Here is a 331-nt window from a genome sequence, read left to right on the forward strand (position 1 = left end):
GCTCTATACGCTGCGCTTCTAACAACTTGCCATTATCATTTAATTCCTTTAAACGCTCTTCTAATTCTTTTTCGATATTTTCAATTGCGACCTTCATTTTTTCCTCACGTGTAACGAAGTGAGATGCTGGGAAGATTGCTACATGATCACGTTCTGCTAATACTTCACCTGTTAACGCATTTACTTCGCGAATACGATCGATTTCATCGCCGAAAAATTCAATTCGAATACAATGCTCATCAAGTGATGCTGGGAAGATTTCAACTACAACTCCGCGCACACGGAATGTACCACGCTTGAAATCAATGTCATTACGTCCATACTGTACATC

1 pseudogene is annotated in these 331 nt (G+C 39.9%); it reads right to left on the reverse strand.

From position 1 onward, the window contains the following. A pseudogene (locus ACSG5Z_RS29880) lies at positions 1–331 on the reverse strand (excinuclease ABC subunit B); the annotation flags it as partial.

Origin of the sequence: Bacillus pretiosus (genome assembly GCF_051294775.1) — a bacterium.
Taxonomy (GTDB): domain Bacteria; phylum Bacillota; class Bacilli; order Bacillales; family Bacillaceae_G; genus Bacillus_A; species Bacillus_A wiedmannii.